The 22131-nt window shown below is 66.8% G+C and carries 21 protein-coding genes, 1 tRNA gene, 1 pseudogene and 1 riboswitch; of the genes and pseudogenes, 14 read left to right on the forward strand and 9 right to left on the reverse strand.

The features are described from left to right. Positions 1–12: 12 nt before the first annotated feature. From NVV99_RS07545 to NVV99_RS07585, 9 genes and pseudogenes are all read left to right on the forward strand, one after another. Positions 13–666, forward strand: a complete 654-nt coding sequence (locus NVV99_RS07545) for a hypothetical protein (RefSeq protein ID WP_260782793.1) — start codon at positions 13–15, stop codon at positions 664–666. Further along, the gene (locus tag NVV99_RS07550; RefSeq protein WP_024103247.1) at positions 663–2780 is read left to right on the forward strand and encodes an Rv1355c family protein; all 2118 of its coding nucleotides are present in this window, start codon (positions 663–665) and stop codon (positions 2778–2780) included. Before NVV99_RS07545 ends, NVV99_RS07550 begins: the two co-directional genes overlap by 4 nt. Before the next feature lie 42 nt (positions 2781–2822). Then, complete coding sequence (locus NVV99_RS07555; protein ID WP_024103248.1) at positions 2823–4679, forward strand: bifunctional diguanylate cyclase/phosphodiesterase; 1857 nt, start codon at positions 2823–2825, stop codon at positions 4677–4679. A gap of 117 nt (positions 4680–4796) precedes the next feature. Next, on the forward strand, positions 4797–5519 hold the full coding sequence (locus NVV99_RS07560) for a lytic transglycosylase domain-containing protein (RefSeq protein ID WP_041803566.1): 723 nt from the start codon (positions 4797–4799) through the stop codon (positions 5517–5519). Between the two features lie 116 nt (positions 5520–5635). After that, positions 5636–6922, forward strand: a complete 1287-nt coding sequence (gene eno, locus NVV99_RS07565) for a phosphopyruvate hydratase (RefSeq protein ID WP_024103250.1) — start codon at positions 5636–5638, stop codon at positions 6920–6922. Between the two features lie 8 nt (positions 6923–6930). Beyond that, a complete protein-coding gene (locus NVV99_RS07570; protein WP_024103251.1) occupies positions 6931–7638 on the forward strand; it encodes a septum formation initiator family protein in 708 nt (235 codons plus the stop codon). Next, positions 7635–8162, forward strand: a complete 528-nt coding sequence (locus NVV99_RS07575) for a DUF501 domain-containing protein (protein WP_024103252.1) — start codon at positions 7635–7637, stop codon at positions 8160–8162. The genes NVV99_RS07570 and NVV99_RS07575 overlap by 4 nt, the downstream gene beginning before the upstream one ends. After that, positions 8159–9103 (forward strand): Ppx/GppA phosphatase family protein, encoded by a 945-nt coding sequence (locus NVV99_RS07580; RefSeq protein ID WP_024103253.1) that lies wholly within the window; start codon positions 8159–8161, stop codon positions 9101–9103. Before NVV99_RS07575 ends, NVV99_RS07580 begins: the two co-directional genes overlap by 4 nt. A gap of 12 nt (positions 9104–9115) precedes the next feature. Next, a pseudogene (locus NVV99_RS07585) lies at positions 9116–9232 on the forward strand (cold-shock protein); the annotation flags it as partial. Positions 9233–9354: 122 nt separating this feature from the next. Here NVV99_RS07585 and NVV99_RS07590 read toward each other — a convergent pair. Both NVV99_RS07590 and NVV99_RS07595 read right to left on the reverse strand, forming a co-directional pair. Beyond that, the gene (locus NVV99_RS07590) at positions 9355–9819 is read right to left on the reverse strand and encodes a hypothetical protein (RefSeq protein ID WP_041804004.1); all 465 of its coding nucleotides are present in this window, start codon (positions 9817–9819) and stop codon (positions 9355–9357) included. A 14-nt stretch (positions 9820–9833) separates the two neighbouring features. Continuing rightward, entirely contained in the window at positions 9834–11087 is a 1254-nt protein-coding gene (locus NVV99_RS07595) for a lipase family protein (RefSeq protein WP_024103255.1), read from the reverse strand. A gap of 347 nt (positions 11088–11434) precedes the next feature. Here NVV99_RS07595 and NVV99_RS07600 point away from each other — a divergent pair. Continuing rightward, positions 11435–11508 (forward strand) — tRNA-Leu (locus NVV99_RS07600). Between the two features lie 124 nt (positions 11509–11632). Here the strand turns inward: NVV99_RS07600 and NVV99_RS07605 are convergent. Genes NVV99_RS07605 through NVV99_RS07615 form a run of 3 tightly spaced genes read right to left on the reverse strand, consistent with a single transcriptional unit; the run spans position 11633 to position 14176 of the window. Next, entirely contained in the window at positions 11633–12403 is a 771-nt protein-coding gene (locus NVV99_RS07605) for an ABC transporter ATP-binding protein (protein WP_006553864.1), read from the reverse strand. Further along, complete coding sequence (locus NVV99_RS07610; RefSeq protein WP_019288745.1) at positions 12400–13185, reverse strand: ABC transporter permease; 786 nt, start codon at positions 13183–13185, stop codon at positions 12400–12402. Before NVV99_RS07610 ends, NVV99_RS07605 begins: the two co-directional genes overlap by 4 nt. Continuing rightward, on the reverse strand, positions 13163–14176 hold the full coding sequence (locus NVV99_RS07615) for an ABC transporter substrate-binding protein (RefSeq protein ID WP_024103257.1): 1014 nt from the start codon (positions 14174–14176) through the stop codon (positions 13163–13165). The genes NVV99_RS07610 and NVV99_RS07615 overlap by 23 nt, the downstream gene beginning before the upstream one ends. A 36-nt stretch (positions 14177–14212) precedes the next feature. Then, positions 14213–14309: riboswitch (TPP riboswitch) on the reverse strand. Positions 14310–15256: 947 nt separating this feature from the next. Here NVV99_RS07615 and NVV99_RS07620 point away from each other — a divergent pair. Continuing rightward, positions 15257–16144 carry a hypothetical protein gene (locus NVV99_RS07620; RefSeq protein WP_242411691.1) on the forward strand — a complete coding sequence of 296 codons (888 nt, stop codon included), beginning with the start codon at positions 15257–15259 and terminating at the stop codon, positions 16142–16144. Further along, on the forward strand, positions 16141–16338 hold the full coding sequence (locus NVV99_RS07625; protein ID WP_242411692.1) for a hypothetical protein: 198 nt from the start codon (positions 16141–16143) through the stop codon (positions 16336–16338). Before NVV99_RS07620 ends, NVV99_RS07625 begins: the two co-directional genes overlap by 4 nt. 7 nt (positions 16339–16345) lie before the next feature. Here the strand turns inward: NVV99_RS07625 and NVV99_RS07630 are convergent, their stop codons facing one another. Next, positions 16346–16492: a hypothetical protein gene (locus tag NVV99_RS07630; RefSeq protein WP_024103258.1), complete on the reverse strand. Its 147-nt coding sequence runs from the start codon at positions 16490–16492 to the stop codon at positions 16346–16348. Between the two features lie 219 nt (positions 16493–16711). Between NVV99_RS07630 and NVV99_RS07635 the strand changes: the two genes are divergently transcribed. Next, a complete protein-coding gene (locus NVV99_RS07635) occupies positions 16712–16909 on the forward strand; it encodes a hypothetical protein (RefSeq protein WP_006553868.1) in 198 nt (65 codons plus the stop codon). Between the two features lie 115 nt (positions 16910–17024). Here NVV99_RS07635 and NVV99_RS07640 read toward each other — a convergent pair whose 3' ends face one another. After that, positions 17025–17222: a CsbD family protein gene (locus NVV99_RS07640; protein WP_019288742.1), complete on the reverse strand. Its 198-nt coding sequence runs from the start codon at positions 17220–17222 to the stop codon at positions 17025–17027. Between the two features lie 119 nt (positions 17223–17341). On the opposite strand from NVV99_RS07640, the gene NVV99_RS07645 reads away from it, so the two are divergent. Next, positions 17342–17518, forward strand: a complete 177-nt coding sequence (locus tag NVV99_RS07645) for a hypothetical protein (RefSeq protein ID WP_024103259.1) — start codon at positions 17342–17344, stop codon at positions 17516–17518. 29 nt (positions 17519–17547) lie between these two features. On the opposite strand, the gene NVV99_RS07650 is transcribed toward NVV99_RS07645, so the two are convergent. Both NVV99_RS07650 and NVV99_RS07655 read right to left on the reverse strand, forming a co-directional pair. Next, positions 17548–18567: a magnesium transporter CorA family protein gene (locus NVV99_RS07650; protein ID WP_037216292.1), complete on the reverse strand. Its 1020-nt coding sequence runs from the start codon at positions 18565–18567 to the stop codon at positions 17548–17550. A gap of 57 nt (positions 18568–18624) precedes the next feature. Further along, positions 18625–22125, reverse strand: coding sequence for a serine/threonine-protein kinase (locus tag NVV99_RS07655; RefSeq protein ID WP_024103261.1), 3501 nt, complete (start codon positions 22123–22125; stop codon positions 18625–18627). Positions 22126–22131 lie beyond the last annotated feature (6 nt).

Consider the following 22131-nt stretch of genomic DNA (forward strand, 5'->3'; position numbering starts at 1 on the left):
GGCCCGAAGGACGTGTCCACCTATCGTGATCCTGTTTCACGGTACCTGTTCGTCACGGCGCGTCCCTGCCTCATTCCCGAGATCTGGCACGATTACCTCGACGGCGCGCTGAAGGCTTACACGAAGTTCGGAGCCGAGTCGGCCCTGGAATACGAGCAGGTCATGTCCGGCCACAGTACGGCCGTCTTCTCCGCCGCGCTCGACGACGACGGCGTGGTCGTCGGGGGATTGCGCGCTCAAGGCCCCTTCAGCTCGGCCGACGAATCCCATGCCTTGAAGGAATGGACGGATCCGGAGCAGATACAGAGGATCCGCGCACGGATCGACGCGCGCGTACCCTACGGTCTCATCGAGGCAAAGGCGGCGTGGGTCAGTGAGGGTCTGCCGCGGCGCCGTGAACTCACCTTGGCTGTAGCGAGAATGGGTGCGAATTTCATGCACGTGCTCGGTACCCGGTTCATGATGGCGACGGCGGCCGACACAGTACTGGATTTGTGGCGCACTTGCGGGGGAGAGGTCGACGAGTCCGTTCCTCATACCCCCTACCCCGACGAGCGCTACCGGACACGATTGATGTGGTGGGATTCCTCCCGGCCCGAGCAGTCCGGTTTGCTGGGGGACGACCCTCGCGAAGCACGGAAGAGCCTGCGAGTGGAGCGCCGATGACGTCGGCGGCCGAGACGCCGGGCGCACCGATAATCCTGATGGAGGGGGACGAGGCGGACCGTCTGCGTTCGAACCCGCATACTTCGGTCACGGATCGGCTGCTCGCGCAGCAAGAAGCGCTGCGCGAGGTGCTGCCTGCCCCGGGGGACGAGTTGTTGACGGAGTCACCGCGGTGGGTGTACTACCCGTGGCGGAACAGTATCGTGCACATTCTGGGCCCCCATGGTTTCCGTCGTCTCCGATTGGATCGGAACAGGAACAAGCTGACGGCTGCGGAGCAGGAAAGACTGGCCGAAAGGGTCGTAGGGGTAGTGGGTTTGAGCGTTGGGTCCGCCGTGGCTCAGGCCGTGGCGCTCGAAGGGCTTTGCGGTGAGTTGCGGCTTGCCGACTTCGATGTGCTCGAATTGTCCAATTTGAACCGGGTTCCGGCGTCCGTTCTCGATCTGGGGGTCAACAAGGCGGTCGTGACCGCACGACGCCTGTGGGAAATCGATCCCTACCTGTCGATCTCCGTGTGGCCCGATGGTATCCGCCCTGAAATTGTGAACGTTTTCGTGGACGGACTCGATCTCCTGATCGACGAGTGCGACTCGCTGGACATGAAGGTGTTGATGCGTCTGGAGGCATGCAGACGAAGGGTGCCCGTGGTCATGGAAACCAGCGACAGGGGATTGATCGATGTCGAGCGTTTCGACCTCGAAGCGACGACGCCGTTCCACGGATTGCTCGGTGATATCGACCTCGAGCAACTTGCCGGGCTCACCGATCGGGAGAAGATCCCGTTCGCGTTGCAGCTTCTGGGAACGGACAGCATTTCGTCGCGTATGGCTGCATCGCTGCTCGAAGTCAACCGGACCCTCGCTACGTGGCCGCAACTCGGTGGCGAGGTCATGCTCGGGGCTGCAACGGTCGCGACAGTCATCCGCCGGGTACTGCTCGGTAGGCATGTGCCGTCGGGGCGTGGACGGGTCGACCTCGACTCCTTCGTCGAGCGGTTGCGCGGCCCCGAGCCTGGTGCACCAGCTCCGGTTGGACACAGCATTCGACCGGTCCCGGACGAACCGGTCGCTGCCGTCGTGCATGCGGCGGAGCGGGCGCCCTCCGGAGGTAACAGTCAACCGTGGTCGCTGAGAATCGAATCCGGCAATCTACGCATGGAGATCGGAGATCACTTCGTCTACTCCGGAATCGATATCCGGTGCAGGGGGAGTTATGTGGCTCTGGGGGCCGCGCTGCAGAACGCACGCATCGCAGCGGCAGCGCACGGCATCCTCGGCTCTGCATACATCGAAGAGCGAGCCGGAGAGGTGAGTCCATGGGATGTGGTGGCAGGAGTGCGTTTCAGCTCGGGGACCGATGAGGAACTGGCTGCCTCGTACCAGGCGATGCTCTCTCGCGCGACCACCAGGCAGATGGGGGACGGGCGTCCCCTTCCGATGGGTGCTCGGGAGGTTCTTCACCGAGCGGCCGGTTCGGCGGGTGGGCGGATCGATGTGATCACCGATCCTGTCCGCTTGGATCGTATCGCCGACATCTTTGCGGAGGCCGACCGTATCCGTTACCTGGACCCGGAGCTCAGACGAGAGATGATCGCTGAACTTCGATGGCCGTCCGATGGTTCCGATACCGGAATCGACATCGCGTCCCTGGGACTCGACGACGCGGAATCGGTGATGCTCGAGATCATTCTACGCAACGACGTGCTCGACCAGTTGGGAGAGTGGGACCTCGGTCATGCACTCGGCAAGCCGGCCGCAGACCGGATTCGGTCGAGTTCGGCGCTCGTCGCCGTATTCTCCGAGGGAGTGGAGGCGAGGGACTACGTACGTGCAGGAATGCTCACGGAAAGCGTCTGGATCGCAGCCCACCGTATGGACCTGGCAGTGCAGCCCATGACTCCGGTCTTCATGTACGCAGAGGACGCGGAGGATCTCCTCGAGTTATCGCCTACGTATGCCCCGAAATTGGCGAAACTGAGGACGATTCTCGACGGCGTCGTGGAACGGCCCGGGGACGCTCGCATCGCCATGCTCCTGCGGGTCGCGCGGGTTCCTCTTGAACCTCCTCGAAGTGTTCGGCGCTCCGATAGGATCTTTCGCGAGTCCGTAACGTAGTCGTCGCGTCCGTCGACAGTCTAGTAAGCAGGGGAGACGGACATGCCGCTGGAAAGTCTGGAGGGTCTCGTCGCCAGAGTGGCGGCGCACCTAATGCCGGTGGATGCCGTGTCGCACCACTCGGTGGTGGAGACCGTGCTACGGGACCTTGTAGAGTTTTTTCAGGTCGACACCGCTTTCCTTCGATACAACGATCACGAGATCCACGCCACGATCCTGATCGCCGAATGGCCACCGAGACCGGTGATACCCGATCCGGACCCACTGGGAGTGGTCTACTTTCGCGATGCGGATCCGATCTTCGCTCTCACCGAGCACATGAAGGAGCCATCGGTCAGCCGTCCTGCACAGTCGGGCGCCGCCTACGCCGACCGTGTGCGGGCCGGTTCTGGCGTACCCGAGGTCTCTGTCGCCGCTGTACCTCTGATATCCGGACAGATCACCACGGGCACCCTGGGTTTCATCAAGATCGGTGACCGAGTCTGGACCGAGGACGAGATATACACGCTCACCATGATCGCCGCTATGCTGACGCAGGTTCAGGCCCGAGTCCGCGCCGAGCGGGAATTACGCGACGCTGCCTTCCATGACGACCTCACGGGGCTGGCGAGTCGGCGTGCTCTTCTCGATCACCTCGAAAAGCGTCTGAGTCCGGGAGAACCCGGCCCGGTAGCCGCCGTGTTCCTCGACATGGACAGACTCAAGCCGCTCAACGACTTCCTCGGCCACACGGCAGTGGACATCTTCCTGTGTAGGACCGCACAGAGGATGAGTCGGGTTTGTGGTCCGGACGACGTGGTGGCTCGTCTGGGCGGAGACGAGTTCGTGATCGTATTCGGTGGTCCGCTGTCCCTCGAAGAAGCATGCGAGAAGGCCGAGGAACTGCGCTGGGTCGTGGGGATGTCGGTTCAACTCGGAACCCAGGTGGTCAGTCGATGCGCCAGCCTCGGCGTCGCAGTCGGTGAGCCGGGCAAGCTGGATCCGGTGGCTCTGCTCGGACGTATCGATGAAGCGATGATGCGAGCGAAGAGCAAGGGTGGTAACGGCGTCGAGGCCTATACCGAGGACATGCAGGGAGCCAGCGAACGTCGTAATCTCATCGAACTCAGTTTGAGAAGGTCGATAGGGGACGATCAGCTCGTTCTCGAATACCAGCCGGAATTCGACCTGCGGAACGGGCGGATACTCGGTGTGGAAGCCTTGGTGCGTTGGGATCATCCGGTGCTCGGTCGGCTTCAGCCGGCAGAGTTCATCGAAGTTGCCGAATCTACGAATCTCGCAGGTGAGCTCGGTCGTTGGGTGCTGCGCACCGCTTGTGCCCAATTGGCGGAGTGGCGTCGGACAGTGCCTGGACTGGAACTGCGGATGAGTGTCAATGTGTCGCCGGCGCAGTTGGTCGGTATCGGTTTCGTCGAGATGGTGGAGGAAATCCTGGAGGAATTCGATCTTGGCAAATCGTCACTTTGCCTCGAGATCACGGAATACGTCGTCGTCAGCGACCTCGAACGGTCGCGCAAGACTCTGCGGCGTCTCGACCGCCTCGGAGTGTGCTGCGCAATCGACGACTTCGGTACCGGGTACAGTTCGCTCGCTCACCTCAAGTCTCTTCCGGTTCATGTTCTCAAGGTCGACAGAGCCTTCGTTCTCAACCTGCAACGCAGTCCGAGCGACAGGGTCATCGTCGAGTCGATCATCGGATTGGCTTCCGCGTTCGGACTCGACGTCGTCGCCGAGGGGCTGGAATCGTTCGCGGCAGCGCGCACCCTGCTCGGCCTCGGTTGTTATCGAGCCCAAGGATTCCTCCTGAGCAAGCCGCAACCGCCCGCGGACCTCGAGGAGATGCTCCATATGAAGCAGATCGAACTCCCTTCCTCGGTAGTCGCCTCGGACATCTCCTGAGGGCTCTTTTCCGGGCCCCAGTGCCGCGACTTCGTGACGGCTCGGCCCCCGATCGTGACATTTGTGGAATATGGAGGGGTGCCGTCCGATCGAGAACCCCGACGCTGGCTGTGGCCGGTGGTCCTGCTCAGTGCACTCGTCGCCGTCGTCTTCGTGGCGGTCGAGTCCGCTCTGCACTCACCCCGGCGACCGTCCGTCGAGATCCCCGACGGCGTCCCGCCGGCACCCGGTCTGCCCGTTCCGCCCATCGACGTGAACGGTCCCGGCCGCACAGCAGCACAGCTCGCCGACTGGGCCGAATCACAGTCCCGCGAACTGGGCATCCCCACCACCGCACTCGAGGCGTACGGGCACGCGGCGGCCGTCCTGGCCGTCGGCACCCCCGACTGCGGCCTGTCGTGGACGACCCTCGCCGGCATCGGCAACGTGGAGAGCAGCCACGGACGGTTCGGCGGCGCCTCCCTCGGATCCGACGGCAGCGTCTCACCGCCCATCCGGGGTGTCCCGCTCGACGGCACCCGGGGCAACGCCGAGATCCGCGACACCGACGGTGGCCGCCTCGACGGCGACCCGGTGCTCGACCGGGCGGTCGGGCCGATGCAGTTCATCCCCGAGACCTGGGAACGGTGGGGCGTCGACGCGAACGGCGACGGCATCGCCGACCCCGACAACATCGACGACGCGGCCCTGACCGCAGGCCGCTATCTGTGCGACCGCGGAGGCGACCTGACCACCGCGGAGGGCTGGACGAACGCCCTGATGGCTTACAACCGCTCCACCGAATACCTGATGCTCGTCCGCGACCGCGCCGCCGCCTACGGCGTGGGAGTGCGGCCGTAGACAGTACCGCGCCGGGCCTCGAGCGCGCCTGTACCTCACACGCAGGTCGCGACCGTTAGGCTGTCCCCAGCGTGCAGACACCGCAGCGTGACAGTCCATCGAAGGAGAATCAGCCAGTGGCCATCATTGAGCAGGTAGGAGCCCGCGAAATCCTCGACTCCCGTGGCAACCCCACGGTCGAGGTCGAAGTGCTGCTCGAGGACGGAAGTTTCGCCCGCGCTGCAGTGCCGTCGGGCGCCTCCACCGGCGAGCACGAGGCCGTCGAGCTGCGTGACGGCGGCGACCGTTACCTCGGCAAGGGCGTCGAGAAGGCCGTCGAGGCCGTCCTCGCCGAGATCGGCCCGGCCATCATCGGCCTCGACGCCACCGAGCAGCGCACCGTCGACCAGGCCCTCCTCGACGCCGACGGCACCCCCGACAAGGGCCGCCTCGGCGCGAACGCCCTGCTCGGCGCGTCGCTCGCCGTGGCGAAGGCCGGTGCGGAGTCGTCCGGACTCGAGCTGTTCCGTTACGTCGGAGGCCCGAACGCCCACATCCTTCCCGTTCCGATGATGAACATCCTCAACGGTGGCGCCCACGCCGACACGGGCGTCGACGTCCAGGAGTTCATGGTCGCCCCGATCGGCGCCCCGACCTTCAAGGAATCCCTCCGCTGGGGTGCCGAGGTCTACCACTCTCTCAAGTCCGTGCTCAAGAGCAAGGGCTTGGCCACCGGCCTCGGCGACGAGGGCGGCTTCGCCCCCGACGTCGCGGGCACCAAGGCCGCGCTCGACCTGATCAGCGAGGCCATCGGTAAGACCGGTCTGAAGCTGGGCAGCGATGTCGCGCTCGCACTGGACGTCGCGGCCACCGAGTTCTACACCGAGGGCACCGGCTACAAGTTCGAGGGTCAGAACCGGACGGCCGCCGAGATGGGCGCCTTCTACGCCGAGCTGCTCGGCCAGTACCCGCTGGTCTCCATCGAAGATCCGCTCAGCGAGGACGACTGGGAGGGCTGGGTCGCGCTCACCGAGGAGATCGGCGACAGGATCCAGCTCGTCGGCGACGACCTGTTCGTCACCAACCCCGAGCGCCTCGAGGACGGCATCGTCAAGGGTGCCGCGAACGCGCTGCTCGTGAAGGTCAACCAGATCGGCACCCTCACCGAGACCCTCGACGCCGTCGACCTCGCGCACCGCAACGGCTACAAGACGATGATGAGCCACCGCTCCGGCGAGACCGAGGACACCACCATCGCCGATCTCGCCGTCGCCGTCGGCAGCGGACAGATCAAAACCGGCGCGCCCGCCCGCTCCGAGCGTGTCGCCAAGTACAACCAGCTGCTGCGCATCGAGGAGTCCCTCGGCGACGTCGCTCGCTACGCCGGCGAGCTCGCCTTCCCGCGGTTCTCCGTCGAGGGCTGATCGCCGGCATGAGTCAGCGCGGTAGATCCCGTCCCGGAGCGAGGCGCACCCGCACCGAGGGTGTGTCCGGCGTCCGGCGTCCGGGCCGGGTCCGGCCCACGGGATCTGCCGCGCCGGCCGAACACTCGGCCGAGAATGCGGGTGCGCGGCCGGCCGGCCGCGAGGACCCCGTTCATTCGTCGCCCGGCCGCGGCCGCCCCGGTGGTTCGGGGCGAGCCCGCCCCACCCGGGTCGGCGCGCCCCGCGACTCCCGCCGCCCCCGCACCGAACGCACCGTCCTGGGCCTGTCCACCGGCCGCGCCGTGGTGCTCGCCCTCGTCGTGTGTGGTCTCGCGCTCACCCTCGCGGTGCCGCTGCGCACCTACGTGAGCCAGCGTTCCGAAGCCGAGCAGCTCGCCGCCGAACGCGTGCAGCTCGAACAGGAGATCGCGGCCCTCGAGGAACAGAAGGCCCGCATGGAGGACCCGGCCTGGGTCCGCGCCCAGGCCCGCGAGCGACTGCGGTTCGTCGTCCCCGGTGACATTCCCTACCAGGTGCAACTGCCGGGCGACGCCCCGCCCGAACGTGAGGAACGCGAACCCGAGCGGCCGACGACCGGCGCCTGGTACAGCGACCTGTGGTTGTCGGTGTCCGAACCGGCACCCGAACCCGAGCCCGAACCCGTGCCCCAGCAGATGCCTGTGGCACCCCCAGAACCAGGAGATGTCCCCGGGTGACCGATCACGTCACGCAAGAAGACCTCGACGCCGTCGCCGCCCAGCTCGGGCGCGAACCCCGCGGCGTCCTGGCCATCGCCTACCGTTGCCCCGACGGTGCGCCCGGAGTGGTGAAGACCGCGCCCAAGCTGCCCGACGGCACGCCTTTCCCGACGCTCTACTACCTCACCGACCCGCGCCTCACAGCCGAGGCGAGCCGGCAGGAATCCGCCGGGGTCATGAGGGAGATGACCGAGCGTCTCGGCACCGACGAGGAACTGGCTGCGGGCTACCTGCGCGCCCACGAGTCGTACCTGGCCGAACGCGACGCGATCGAGTCGCTCGGCACCGACTTCACCGGCGGCGGTATGCCCGAACGCGTCAAGTGTCTGCACGTGCTGATCGCCCATTCGCTCGCGAAGGGACCGGGCGTCAACCCGCTCGGCGACGAATCCGTCGCCCTCGCCGCCGACGCCGGTCTGCGTGGCACGGCGATCCCCGCCGACTGGCCCACCTACGCCGAGCTGCGCGGAGCAAAACAGTGAGGGTCGCGGGAATCGACTGCGGCACCAACTCCATCCGTCTTCTGATCGCCGACATCGCGGAGGACGGTACGCTCACCGACGTCACCCGCCTCATGAAGGTCGTGCGGCTCGGGCAGGGCGTCGACGCCACCGGTCGTCTCGCACCCGAGGCGATCGAACGCACGCGGGTCGCGCTGGTGGAGTACGCCGACCTGATCCGCGAGACCGGCGCCACCGCCGTCCGCATGGTCGCCACCTCGGCCACGCGCGACGCGAGCAACCGTGAGGACTTCTTCGCGATGACCCGCGAGGTACTCGGTGCCGTGATCCCCGGAGCCGAGGCAGAGGTCATCACCGGCGACGAGGAGGCGCGTCTGTCCTTCGCTGGTGCGGTCGGCGAACTCGACTCCGCGCGTGGGCCTTTCGTCGTCGTCGATCTCGGTGGCGGATCCACCGAGGTCGTGCTCGGCGACGCCGACGGTGTGCACGCCGCCTACTCCACCGACATCGGCTGCGTCCGGCTGACCGAACGGTGCCTGCACGACGACCCGCCGACCGCCGCGCAGGTCGCTGCGGCACGGGAGGTCGCGGCGGACAAGATCCGCGAAGCGCTCGAGCGGGTGCCGGTCGAGCAGGCCCACACCTGGGTGGGTGTCGCGGGCACCATGACCACCCTCGCCGCGCTCGCCCTCGAACTCGACGAGTACGACTCCGAGAAGATCCACCTGTCGTCGGTGCCGTTCGACCGCCTGCGCGAGGTGTGCGACGGTCTCGTCGCCGCGACCCGCGAGAAGCGCGCGGCGCTCGGCCCGATGCATCCCGGCCGCGTCGACGTCATCGGCGGCGGCTCGATCATCACCACGGTCCTCGCCGAGGAACTCGGCCGCCGAGCCGGCATCACCGAGCTGGTCGTGAGCGAGCACGACATCCTCGACGGCATCGCCCTGTCCGTCGCCCGCTAGTTCTTTGATCCGCACTACTCGGAGATCCAGTCGGGCGGCTACCGCAGCCTCGACGAGAACCAGCGCGTGCGCTTCGAGATCGGCCAGGATGCCAAGGGTCCCCAGGCCACCGGTATCACCGTGATCTGATTCGATCTCCCGTCCCCCCAGGGGATCCGAGACACCATCAGGCCCGCCTCGTCATTCGAGGCGGGCCTGATGGATGTCCTGGCCGGATCGAGCGGAAACGATTGTGACGACCGGAAATCCCGTCAGGGCACCGTGAAACGAGTGGTGAACCGGGCGGGGTCGAGATAGGTCGTGTTGAGGCCGTCCGTGGTCACTGTCATTCCCGCATCGCCGGAACCGATGTCGATACTGATCTGTCCGCTGGGAGCGTGCCCGGGTTCGCCGGGAGCCGACGTCAGCTCGAGGGCGCGTACGCCGTTCCTCTTGCTTCCCCAGTGGTTGACGAATGCGGTGATGGTGCACGAACCGCCGAAGAACGTCGACCAGGACAGATCGATGAGGATCGTTCCCGGTCGATGGTGCGGGGCGAACACGTGGCCGGTCAGCTGCCCGCTGCACGGTACCGAGTGGTCCCGCCCCAACGAGTATGTGGTCGGCAGGGGAACGAACTCCTGGTGGTGCGCGGACGCCGTGCCCGGAAGAACCGCGAGCAGGGCAAGCGACATGCCGCCGACCGCGAACGTCCGACGGAATTGTCGTCCAGTCACGCTCCGAGCGGTGTTCATACCGTCCCGCAGTCCGACGACGGCGCAACGCCGGCGAATCGGCCGTCGAGGAAGTCCAGCGCACCCGGCAGGCCGATCACGGCGGCAGTGATGTGATCCGGGCTCGGCACGAGTTCGGTCCGCACCGCCACCCCGGCGTCGCAGTACCTGCGCAGCGTCGTGGAGATCGCATCGAGAGGAATCAGCACGTCGGTCGGTGAATGCCACTCGTACACCGGGGCATTCGGCACCGTCGGGACCTTCTCGACGCTGTTCTCCATCAGCACCTCCTGCACGGTCGGGCTGTCGAGCAGGGCAAGGCCCGCTGCCGCGTCGGCGACGTCGGCCATGCTGCGACCGGCACCGGCGAGCAGGATTTCGTTGGTGCACGCGTTGGCGATGCGGTCGCGCAGTTCCCGCCCCGCACCGTTGAGCTGCTCGCTGACCGGCATGCGGTCCGGGTACTCACGTTCGAGGCCGAGGGCGGCCGCCATCGCCAATCCGAAGGCGGGATGCGCGGATTCGCCGAGTTCCCGGGCCATCTCGCCGATGTCCATCGGGACGCCACCGTAGGCGGAGCCGACGATCGGGATCTCGGGCGCGTAGGTCGGGGCGAGTGCTGCGGCCATCGCTGTCGCCATCCCGCCGCCGGAGTAGCCGGCGATGCCGACCGGACTGTCGGCGAGTTCGAGCGGTGCGTAGCGTTGCGCGGCCCGGATGCCGTCGAGGGTGATCTGCCCGCCGACCTTCGCGGCGCCGTAGGCGCTGTTCGGTCCGAGATGATCGGGAACGGCCAGCGACCAGCCGCGCTGGATCGCGATGAGCAGGCCGGGAGACTCCCGGATGCCTCGCAGCGGGTTCGGTGCGTACAGCGCCGTCGACGGCGCGCATTCGAGCCCGAGTGCGTTGATGATGGCTTGGTACGAGACGAGCGGACGACCCGGCGCCCCACCCTGAGGGGACAGCACGGTGGTCACTGCGGAGATCGGTTCGCCGGCGGAGTTCGTCGACCGGAACTTCAACTGGACGGCGTCGGTGCCGGGAAATCCGAGCGGTGGCGGAAGGACGCGCGCGGCAAGGACGTCACCGGGCTGCCGATCGGCGATGTCGTCGGGGGTGCTGTAGAAGGAGTCGTTCACGGACGCGGGGTAGACGATGCCTTCGGCCTGTGCGGAGGGTGCGGCCACCAGGCTCGGCGTCGCTGCCAGGGCCATGGCGGCTACTGCGGTGGCGAGTCGCCCGGTCAGTGGGCGTGCGGTCGTGAAGCGCATCCATGGTCCTTCTCTTCGTGCCCGGTTCACCACCCGGCTGTCCGCTGTGTACTTGTCTCCCCGCAGGATGTCGGCCGGAAATCGAGGTGCGTTACAGCCCGGGCGAGGAGCACATTCGAAGTCGGATCCGAGGAGGTCGAGGAGCAATGAGGATCGAACCTTGCACGGCCGAACGACGAAGTGACGTACTCGATCTCTCCCTCCAGGCGTGGCGTCCCGTCCTCGGGCTGTACCGGCCTCCGTCTACGAGGGGACAGGATACGAACGCCGTCCCGTCGCACGGTACTTCAAGAACCTCGCGCCCCGGCGCAGTGGTGGACAGTCGTGAACGCTAATGTGATCCCCACGCCCCTATAGCCCAATTGGCAGAGGCAGCGGACTTAAAATCCGCACAGTGTGGGTTCGAGTCCCACTGGGGGCACAGGTCCGGGGTCGTCCCCGATGCATCTGCTACCGCTCTCGCTATCCGCTACAGCAATCGATTTGCCGTAGCGGATAGCGAATCTTGTAGCGGATGCACTGGTGGCGAACAGTTCGGCCGGCGACTATCCCGAGGGCAACCTCTGCTGCTCCTCGTGTCGTGACCGGTGCAGGACCTCCATGAGCTCGTGTTCGAGCGCCACGAACTCGCTCGACACGCACGTCTCCAGGGTTCGAGGTCGGGGCAGGTGCACACGCACCTCGTGCTGCACCCGCGTCGGTCGCGGACCGAGGACGACGACCCGATCGGACAGCAACACCGCCTCGCGGACGTCGTGCGTCACCATCAGCACCGTCCACCGATGCTGCTGCCACACCTGCTGCAACCACAATTGCATCTCGGTGCGGGTCAGCGAATCGAGTGCGCCGAACGGCTCGTCGAGCAGGAGCACGTCGCGCCCCTGCAGCACCGTGCGTGCGAGCGACGCGCGTTGACGCATACCGCCCGACAGTTGGTGCGGCGCAGCGTCCTCGAAGCCGGCCAGGCCGAAGGTCGGCAGCAGTTCGCGGGCGCGGGCACGAGCGTCGGATCGCTGTACACCCTGCACCTCGAGCCCGAGTGTGCAGTTGTCGAGCACCGTCCGCCACGGGAACAGCAGGTCCTTCTGTGGCATCAGCGCGACCTGCCCGGGTGCCGCGGGCGAGTCGCCGACGAGAACCTCTCCGGTGTCGGGTTGCTCGAGTCCCGCGACGATCGAGAACAGCGTCGACTTGCCGCACCCACTCGGCCCGATGAGGGACACGAACTCGCCGGGCTCCACAGCACAGTCGATGCCGTCGATCACCGCCCGGTCGCCGTACGACTTGTGGACCGAGGCCACCGTCACCGCATTCATCTCTCACCCCTCGTGAGCGCCCACGGCGCGACCATCCGTTCGACGACGAACGTCAGCGCGTACAGCAGGAGTGACAGAGCAGCGGTCACCACTACGGCAGCGAGCACGAGATCGGTGCGGAACGAGTTCTTCTGCGTGCTCATGTAGATGCCCAGACCGGATGTCGCGCCGACGTATTCGGCGAACACCGCACCCACGACGGCGTAGGTGATGCCGATCCGCAGGGCAGTGAAGAAGCGGGGGAGCGCGGATGGCAGGCGCACGTAACGGAACTGCTGCCACCGAGACGCGCCCATACTGCGTAGCAACGCGCCCGCCTCCCGGTCGGCCGCCGCGAACCCTTCGAGCAGCCCGATCGCGACGGGGAAGAACGTCACCAGCGCGATGACGAGGATCTTCGGTAGCAGTCCGAAACCGAACCAGATGATCATCAACGGCGCGATCGCGATGATCGGCAGGGTCTGCGACACCACGAACAACGGCACGAGGGCCCGCCGCAACCAAGGCGAGAAGTCTACGACGATCGCGAGGGCCCACGCCAGTGCCAGCGACACGGCGAACCCGACCATCGTGACCTGCAAAGTGGACCAGGCGTGCCCGGCGATGTCGACGCGATGAGACCACCCCTGCGTGAGAACGCGTGCGGGGGAGGGCAACACCTGCGGGCGGACACCGCTCACCACGACGTACGACTGCCAGATCGCGACCAGAGCCCCGGCGATGAGCAGCGCGGGAAGGAGCCGACGTGCGCGGCCGATGCTATCGGTCTTCGAGGTAGTCATCGGTGACATAGGTCGACCAGTCCGGCTCGGTCGTCAACGGGCTGCCGTCGGGTCCGGACAGCACGCCGTTCTCGTACAGGAACCGGGCATAGCCCGACCATTTCCCGGCGTCGAGGACTCCGACGGCGCCGGAGGCGTCACGCATGTACTCGGCGGCGAGCATGCGCTGGCTCTCGTAGACGAGTTCCTCGTCGGGGAAGGCCCCGGGGTTCGCCTCGAGCAGAGCCCGGGCTCCACGATCGGGGTCGTCGGCGGCGATCCGGTAACCCTGGTGCAGCGCCTGCACGAAAGCGCGTGCCTGCTCCGGGTTCTCCGTCATCCAGTCCTCGTTGCCGTCGACGACGATCGCGTACGCGTCGGGGAAGCCGTAGTCGGTGAAGCCGAAGTACCGCATGGGCAGGCCGCGGTGCTCGGCCTCGAGACCCTCCCATGCCAGGTACGACACGGTGAAGTCGGCGGTCGACGAGTAGACGGCCTCGTACGACGACGTCCCGAGCGTCACGTTCTCGAACTCACCGCGGCCACCGTCGTTGCGGATCACTTCGGCGAGCATCTCGTCCTCACCAGGGTTGGCGAAGCCCGCGAAGGTCTTGCCGTCGAGATCCGCCGGCCGCGTGATCTCGGCGTTGTCGGCCCGCACGGCGATCCCCGTCGCCCAGTGCTGCAGCGGTGCGAGGACCGCGACGGTCCGGGACCCGGCGGCTCTGGCGATGGTCGATGTGGCGTGCGTGGAGATTCCGAACTCGGCGCTACCCGCGTCGACGAGGGTGTCGGGGGTCGCGTTGTTGTATGGCAGGAGCTCGACGTCGAGACCCGCATCGGCGAACAGACCTTCCTGCTGCGCCACGTACAGGCCGGTGTGATTGGTGTTGGGCGTCCAGTCCAACGCGAATCGGATGGTGTCGCTCCCGGAATCGGACGAGCACCCGACGACCGCGGAGAGCGCGGCGACGAGGGTGAGCAGTCCGGCGAGAGTCCGCCGCGCCTTCACTGCGCGGGCAGGGGACGGATCGATGTGGGTACAGGCGTGGTCATGTCGGGACATCCCTTCGTCAGCATTACCTGGTCAGGTTCGACGGGTGTGATCTCAGCCCCGCTCGTGCGGAGCACCCCGTGTCACGGGCGACCCTAGCACCATGCCCTCCTGGGGCCGCCGGGACGGGATCAGAACGGAAGATGTGACCCGAAGTTACGGAAATGCCCAGGTCAGGATGTCACCCTCACATTTCACCCGCAACGGAAGGATCGAAGATCCCGACTCTTCGAGTGATGGTCCCTGCCACCTCCCCCGAACGGCAGGGACCGTCGCTCTGCGCATGTCTCTCCCTTGCGCGGACGATGAAGGGCCGTCGGTGAACTCCGACGGGTCCGTTCTTCTGTTGTTTCCGTAGACCCGACTCCCGCAACGGTGTTCAATACGCACGAACCGATCGGGGGATGGGATGCGCGCAATGATGGGCGCCGCGATGGCTGCGGCGGTGATGGGAAGTGTCCTGACGGCATCGGTGGTGTCGGCGGAGACGAGCGGACGCACCGAAATGCCGTATGACTCGTCGGCGCCGCTGGCCGGCGAGGTGCTCGGGTCCGTAGTGTCGATACCCGCACCGCTACCGCCGGAGGCGGGACCGCGACCCGCCGCGTGCGACCGGTTGTCGTATCTGCGGTGGCGTTCGGCCGACGGACCGGAGAGTTCGGCCGACGCCGACCGGATCCTCGTCGCCCAACCGGGGATCTTCGAGGGAGCGGGTGCATTCGAGAGCGTCGCGCGCAACACCGTCGTCGCGGCCGCGACTCGCGGTGCCCACATCGAGTTCTGGGCACTCGACCGGCGATCGAACTGCCTCGAGGACCACGCCGGTACCCGGGCGGCACTGCGGACGGGTTCGCTCGATACCGCGACCGACTACTACTTCCGCGGTGCCGAAGTGGACGGGCGACGATTCGCCGGCCACGCGAGCGGCGCCGACGTCGCGTGGCTCTCGCATGTCGGCATCGAGCAGACGCTGCGCGACCAGTACGACCTGCTGCGTCACGAACTCTCCGACCCGGAACTGCGGAAACGGAAAGTGTTGTGCGGCGGACATTCCTCGGTGGTTTCATCACCGGCTACTTCGCGGAATGGGACTTCGACGGAGATCCCGCCACCACGGGCGACGCCGGTTACAACCAGTGCGGCGGGTACTTTGCGCTCGATACGGTGATCGAGGCGGGAGCGCCCTCCCCCGGGCAGAGTGCCCTCCCGGATCTGCCCGAAGCGGTCTCGGCGCCACTCGATGCGTTCTTCGGCTCCATCTCGACGGCATCGCCGGTGCTGGCACTTCCCACGGTCATCAATCCCGAGACGACGAATCTGCTCGCACTCACCGGACTCGCCGCGCGACTGGACCCGGACAGCACCGACGGCATTGTCCCGCGCATGCCCGACAACCCGAACATCGACTGGACGTTGCGCACTCTGTTGTCGAGGGACTACGCGATGTTCGCGACGGGCGACCCGGATGTGCGGACGTTGAACGCGACCAACGAGGCGGTGCTCGGCGCGATCCTCGACGACAATTCGCAACCGCTGGGGTTCCTGCAGGTGAGCGTCGGATTCATTACCGGGGCGCCCGTGCGCGACAAGCTGTTTCCTGTTCCCGCCACGCCGGAGGTGCTCGGGTCGGGATTCTTCGGCGATGCGCTCAAGGCGTCGCCGGCGGTGTTCGCGGATCCGGGAGTCGTCTACCGGTGGCTCGACTACGACGAGGTGGGCACTGGGGCGTCGTCACCCGACGAGGCGCGGTACACCGATCGGGGGAGCGAGGTGACGTCGATCGCGGAGTTGGCGCGGAATCTGTCGGAGCCACCACTGGATTTCACCGAGTGGTACTTCCGTCGAGGCTTCCGTTCGACCTCGCATCGGCGACCCGCTTCGAAGGGCATCTCCACCGCGACGGTGTCGCGCGCAATCCTGTGGTGACGCTGGTGGCGAGCGGCGGGATCCCGTTGCCGGAGAAGGATCATCCGAACGAACGCAGGTGGGTGCTGCCCGGATACAAGCACATCGATGTACTCACTGCGGCCGCCGATCAGAACGACGGGCGGCCCGAGCAGGTATCGCAGACGCTCGCCGACTTCGCAGCCGACCGAGTCGGTAGCTTCACAGTCGGATGAGGCGGGATCAGGCGCCGCGCGCGGAGAAGATCGAGGTGTAGTCGTGGGGGCCGCTCACCTCGGCGACAGCGGTGGCGGGTTCGGTCTCGGCGTCGGTCTCCGGAGTGGTGGGCGCGAGGAAGAGGGGTCCGTCGAATTCTTTGTTCTGGCTCATGGCCGTCCTTTCGGGTGCGGCCGGGTAGACCCGGCCGTGGGGCAGTGCGAAGAAGAGGGGCCGCGGTACACGCGGCGGGGAACTCTCACGTCCGGTTCGGAACCTTCGGGCACTGTGGTGCGAGGTTGCTCATCATGTGCGAGCCGAACGATGTCTCCACCCTACACCAGAAGGTTCGCGCGACGTTTGACCGGCGAGTCGCGTGGGAAGACACTCGGCATGGCTACCTACAGAGTGATCGACCCGACCGGGAACGTCGTGGATACCAAGGAAATCGAGAGCGCGGACGACGCGCACGCCTGGTTCGTCGACCAGCGCGCCGACAACAGCGAACTCGGCTGGCGTATGGAGGCGCAGAACGAGCAGGACGGTACCTGGCACTTCTTCGACGACACCGAAGGCACCTCCTCGAAGTAGTCCCGGCAGCACCCCGTGAGAGCGGGGTGCTGCACGCACCGACACAGCGCGGTACCGAGCACCTCAACAGCGCGGTGCCGGTAGTCGTAACTACCGGCACCGCGCAGTTCAAGGGCTACTTCTTGAAAGCGTCCTTGACGTTCTCGACGGCATCCGAGACCTTGTCGCCTGCCTGCTTCAGACCGCTGGAGGCCTGGTCACCGCGACCCTCGGCTTCGAGATCACGATCGCCGGTCGCCTGACCGGTGTTCTCCTTGATCTTGCCGCCCGCTTCTTCTGCCTTGTGCTTTGCCTTATCGACGAAGTCGGCCATGGGGTCCTCCTGTGTCATCGAACGTTGCTCTGACGGAGTACCCCACCCGAACAGCCTGAAACCGAACACGACCGGCTCGTCCGTGTCAGACTTCGACACAGGCAGCCAGGAGGAGACCGATGTCGCATCCCACCAACTCCGGTCCCGAGAACAACGACCCGATCGGGGACGCGCCCGACGCCGATCCCGAACTCGTCCGCGACGGGCCGGTGCAGCGCCGGCGTTCGGCGAGTGCGGTGATCGCAGCCGTCGCGGTGGTCGTCGTGATCGTCGTGCTGCTCGTAGTTTTCCTCTGAACAGAGTCGTTCACCGAGCAACGCGGGGTTCACAACCAGTCGCGGCGCTTGAAGAGCACGTAGAGCACGATCGCCGACACGACCATGATCCCGACCCCACTCATCAGTCCCCAGGCCTCGCCTACCCCGGGATAGGGCACGTTCATGCCGTACCAACCGGTGACGGCCGTGGGGACGGCGATGATCGCGGCCCATCCCGTCAGTTTCTTCATGACGATGTTCAGGCGCGCGTCCTGCAGCGACAGGTTCGTCTCGAAGACGGTGTTCACCATCTCGCGCAGTGAATCGGTCCACTCCGCAGCACGCATCACGTGGTCGTAGAGGTCGTTGTAGGAACTGTCGAGTTCGGGGTGGTGGTTGCTCTCGGCGCGGGTCCGCAGGACGGCATTGACGACCTCGCGCATCGGCAGCACGACCCGCCGGAGCTGCACGAGTTCCTTGCGGAGCCGGTAGACGCGTCGCTGGATCTGCCGGGTGGAGGCGCCGTCCTCGAAGAGGCAGTCCTCGAGGTCCTCGGCGGCGTCGTCGAGTTCCTGGATGGTCTCGAACTGCCCGTCGACGACCGTGTCGAGCAGGCCGTGGATCAGCGCACCCGGTCCGTACTGCAGCAGGTCGGTGTTCTCGTCCCACCTGCGCACCGCCTCGTCGATGTCGAACGGAGTGCCGCGGCGAACGGTGACGACGCCGCGGGGCAGGACGAAGGCGGAGATCCGGGTGGTGCGGAGCCGGGACTCGTGCGCCTGATTCTCGTCCTCGGAATCCGGAAACAGGTGTGTCGCGTAGACCGTGAGGAAGGTATGGGTGGCGTAGCGGGTGGCCTTCGTGCGCTCGCCGTGTGCGAGCGAATCCTCGACGGCGTGCGGGTCGAGGTTCCATTCCTCGGCGAGTTCGAGCAGAGCCGTGTGCTCGGGATTCCACAGATCCACCCAGACGAGGGCCTCGGGATCGGCGAGATGCTCCGAGACGGCTGAGAGCGGGAAACCTTCGTCGACGAGTTTCCCGTGGGCCCACCGCCGGGTCCGGATGGAGTTGTCGTATCGGTCCGTCACCTCGGCAGTGTCCCCGAAATCGGCGGGCTTCACACCACGTTCCCGTCACGACCGGGCTCACACGACAGGACGATGCTCGGTGTCCACCAATCGCAGCACCTCGTCGACGAACCCGAGGTCGATCCGTGGCCGATCGTCAGGCCGCAGACCCTGTTCGATCCGTACCCGCATCGAGGTGAGCGTGGCGATCACGTGTGGCCCGCCGTCGGTCAGATAGCGCACCATTCCGCGCGCCGCGCACGCGTCGACCACGACGGCCAGGGTCTCCTCGGCCTCCTCGATGCGTCCGGCCGCGTGCAGGCAGGAGGCGAGCAGACGGTGGGCCTGCAGGTGGGCGCGGGGACGCGAGGTGGTGCGCTGTACCCACATCCGCGCCCATTCGACGGCCTGTTCCGCCGCCTCGGGCTCCCCGTTCTCGCTGAGCAGCCGGATCGCGGTGGAGTCCTCGATCTGGAGGGTGATCTCGACGGTTCCGTCGGGGTGGGGTGTGGTGTTCTCCGGCATCGTGCGCGTCGAGTGGCCTGGAGTGGCGATTCCGAGCCGGACCCGTTCGTTCTCGATGCGTGCCCGCAGGCGCGGCAGGTCGTGCAGCGCCGCGACCCGCAGTCCTTCGGCGAGCAGGGCGACGGCTTCCTCCCGGTTGCCCTGCAACATCTTCAGGCGCGCAGCGGTACCGAAGCGAGCGATGAGGAAATCCGTTCCACCGCCTTCTATTCCGAGCAGGTTGCTCTCGTCGAGCAGTGCTTCGGCCTCGGCGGTCCGTCCCTGTTCGTAGAGCAGCTCTCCGAGCATGGCAGCGGCGAGACGCCCTCCGTGGGTGTGGATTCCGCCGTTTCGTCGCGCTCGGCGCAGCGCTGTGCGGAAGTACTTCTCGGCCGAGGCGACATCGAGTCGTTCGTTCGCGGCGATGCCGCACAGGCACTGACCGTAGATCGACGCGAACGGTCCGCGGGTCTCGCGGTGGTAGGGCTCCGCCCATTCCTGCCGCCGGATCGCTGAGGTGAAGTCGAAGCGGAAGATGTCGGCGTACGAGGCGAAGTCGGCTGCGGCCGCCACCACCCACGGGTGCACGGAGGTCGGATTCTCCAGGCACGGCGCGATGAGTTCGTAGATGCCGTCGATGCGGTCGGAGTTCATCAGGATCGACGCCTCGACGGCATCCGCCTCGATGTGGAGTGCTTCGACGTCGTAGCTGTCCGTCACCCCACGGTCGAGCAGTTCCCGTACTGCCGCGAGGGTTCTGCGGCATCGGTCCAACCGCAGCAGCGCACTGTTCGCCCAGGCCTGCGTGAGCAGCAGGCGCGGATCGTTTGCGACGGCCCGCGGCGGCAGTTTGTCGATCAGGGCGAGCAGCGTGGCGATGTGCCCGTGCTCCATCAGGTACATGCCGTCGTCGGCGAGCAGGTCGACGGCGAAGTCGGTGTCGTTGGCGGCGAGGGCGTGGTCGACGGCCTCCTGCAGCATGCGGTTGCGGGCGAACCAGTCGGCGGCGGTGCGATTCAGGTCCGCGACCTTCTCGGGATGGTCGCGTTCGAGACGTCGACGCAGGAAGTCGAGGAACAGGTGGTGATAGCGGAACCACACGCGTTCGTCGTCGACGTGCCGCAGGAACAGGTCGCGTTCCTCCGCCTCCTCGAGCATCGCCTGGCTGCGCGGATCGCCCGTGAGCGCCGCGGCGAGGCTGCCGCTGATCGATTCGGTGATGCTCGTCGCGAGGAGGAATTCGTACATCCGGGGTTCGAGACCGGCCAGCACGTTGTCGGCGAGGAACTCACCGATCGCGTGGTGCCGACCGGTGATGTTCTCGATGAGCCACGACGGATCGTCGCTGTCGCGCAACGACAACGACGCAAGCTGCAGGGCTGCGGCCCAGCCCTCCGTGGTGTGGGTGAGATCCTCCACGTCCTCGGGGCCGAGGTCTATCCCGCCGATGTCGCGCAAGAAGGCGTTCGATTCGTCCACCTCGAACCGCAATGCCGTCGAATCGATCTCGACCAGCTCGTCGCGAACACGCATGCGGCTGAGCGGAAGTCCGGATCGGTTGCGGCTCGTCACCACGAGCTGCAGGTGATGGCATCCGCGGTCGAGCAGGAACTCGAGGGCAGCGACGGTCTCCGTCGACGTGACGCGGTGCCAGTCGTCGATCACCAGCGTCGCCGCGGTGTCGGTGCGGTGCAACTCGTCGATGAGCGTGCACAGTACGTACCGTTCGGCCTCGTCGCCGTGCGCGTCGAGGATCTGGCCCAGTTCGCGCGCGAGGACCGGCCGGATCTGCTTCATGGCCTCGACGAGGTGCGCGAGGAACCACAGGACGTTGTTGTCGTCGCTGTCCACCGTCAACCACGCGACCGGCACTCCCTCGGCGGCGAGTACGTTGCGCCACTGCGTCGCGAGGGTGGACTTACCGAAGCCGGTGGGGGCGTGGATGGCGACGAGACGGCGTCGTCCGCCTGCCCGCAGGAACGAGATCAGACGGCTGCGTTCGATCAGGGGACGTGAGGTCGAGGGCGGCCGGAACCTGGTCGACGGTGCGGTGGACGGACCGGTGCGCCCCGAGACCGTGGACGACCGGCCGGAGACCGTCGAGGCCGGTCCGGTGAGCGGTGGCGCCGAACGCGGCGGGAGCGGGCCGGACGGCGGTGACCCGGGCAGCGCCATCTCGTCGATGGGCAGGTTGTGGGCGCGCTGGACGTCGCGGAGCAGATCGCCGAACTCGGCGGCCGTCTGCGGCCGGTCCTCGGCATCGGTCGCCATGCCGCGCTCGAGGGCCTCGCACACATCGTCGGGGATGCCCTCGTCGCGCAGGTCGGGGACGGGCTCGGAGGTGATGCGCACGAACTGCGCGACGATCTTCTCGCCCTCCTTCCGCTCGAAGGCGGCGTGACCGGTGATCGCCGCGAACAGGGTCGCGGAGAGGCCGTAGACGTCGGCGGCCGGAGTCGGGGCATGACCGCGCAGCACCTCCGGTGCCGTGAACGCGGGGGAACCGGTGATCTCACCGGCAGTGGTGCGGAAGCCGCCGCCGACGCGGGCGATACCGAAATCCGTCAGCTGCGGTTCGCCGTACTCGGTGAGCAGGATGTTGCCGGGCTTGATGTCGCGGTGCAGGACGTCGGAACGATGCGCCGTCTCGAGTGCACCGGCGACCTTCACCCCGATCCGGACCGCCTCCGGCCAGGCGATCGGTCCGTGCCGCCGGATGCGGGTGTCGAGAGAGTCGTGCGGGTGATAGTGCATCACCAGATAGGGCAGGCCCGTGTCCGTCGCGCCGGCCTGCAGCACGGTGACGATGTTGGGGTGGCCGGAGAGCCGCCCCATCGCGCGTTGCTCGCGTAGGAAGCGTTCGAGATCGGCGGGTTCGGGGGAGCGGCGCAGCACTTTCACCGCGACGTCGCGGTCGAGTTCGGCCTGCCGGCAGCGGTAGACCACACCGAAGCCGCCGCGGCCGATCTCCACGGCGTCGGTGAAACCGGCATCGTGCAGCGCGCGCACGATGTCCGTCTCTGCGACGTCGACAATCGGCGCGCGCTGAGTGGCGGCCGGATCGTTCTCGGTCATCGGCGC

Source organism: Rhodococcus sp. PAE-6, assembly GCF_025290685.1.
GTDB lineage: Bacteria > Actinomycetota > Actinomycetes > Mycobacteriales > Mycobacteriaceae > Rhodococcus > Rhodococcus pyridinivorans.

Bases quoted from the DNA above. Each gene is read 5' to 3' on its own strand.
- NVV99_RS07640 (WP_019288742.1), bottom strand. From the start codon at position 17,222: ATGGCCGACTTCGTCGATAAGGCAAAGCACAAGGCAGAAGAAGCGGGC.
- NVV99_RS07595 (WP_024103255.1), bottom strand. From the start codon at position 11,087: ATGCGCTTCACGACCGCACGCCCACTGACCGGGCGACTCGCCACCGCA.
- NVV99_RS07635 (WP_006553868.1), top strand. From the start codon at position 16,712: ATGGCTACCTACAGAGTGATCGACCCGACCGGGAACGTCGTGGATACC.
- NVV99_RS07645 (WP_024103259.1), top strand. From the start codon at position 17,342: ATGTCGCATCCCACCAACTCCGGTCCCGAGAACAACGACCCGATCGGG.
- NVV99_RS07555 (WP_024103248.1), top strand. From the start codon at position 2,823: ATGCCGCTGGAAAGTCTGGAGGGTCTCGTCGCCAGAGTGGCGGCGCAC.
- NVV99_RS07570 (WP_024103251.1), top strand. From the start codon at position 6,931: ATGAGTCAGCGCGGTAGATCCCGTCCCGGAGCGAGGCGCACCCGCACC.
- NVV99_RS07605 (WP_006553864.1), bottom strand. From the start codon at position 12,403: ATGAATGCGGTGACGGTGGCCTCGGTCCACAAGTCGTACGGCGACCGG.
- NVV99_RS07630 (WP_024103258.1), bottom strand. From the start codon at position 16,492: ATGAGCCAGAACAAAGAATTCGACGGACCCCTCTTCCTCGCGCCCACC.
- NVV99_RS07610 (WP_019288745.1), bottom strand. From the start codon at position 13,185: ATGACTACCTCGAAGACCGATAGCATCGGCCGCGCACGTCGGCTCCTT.
- NVV99_RS07550 (WP_024103247.1), top strand. From the start codon at position 663: ATGACGTCGGCGGCCGAGACGCCGGGCGCACCGATAATCCTGATGGAG.
- NVV99_RS07655 (WP_024103261.1), bottom strand. From the start codon at position 22,125: ATGACCGAGAACGATCCGGCCGCCACTCAGCGCGCGCCGATTGTCGAC.